General features: G+C 56.5%; 1 protein-coding gene. It reads right to left on the reverse strand.

From position 1 onward, the window contains the following. Window positions 1–237, reverse strand: a 237-nt coding sequence (locus JDF658_RS14125) for an aldehyde ferredoxin oxidoreductase C-terminal domain-containing protein (RefSeq protein WP_278308135.1), incomplete at both ends; no start/stop codon positions are given.

Here is a 237-nt window from a genome sequence, read left to right on the forward strand (position 1 = left end):
CAGCCGGGAAATAGGCTTCCTGAAAATTGTTGGTGGGAAATATGCCGCTTTCATTGATGATATTGACCAGCACCGCTGTGCCATAAGCCGGCAGGCCCTGACCGGTGACGCCGTTCTCCCGGATTTTCTTCAACAGGCCGCTGACCACTTCCTTGAAGCGGTCGGGCTGGGCTACTTCTACCTTACCGCTGCCTCGCACCACGATGGCCTTCAGGTTCTTGGAGCCCATAACAGCCC

The organism is Carboxydocella sp. JDF658 (assembly GCF_002049395.1).
In the GTDB taxonomy this organism is placed as follows: Bacteria; Bacillota.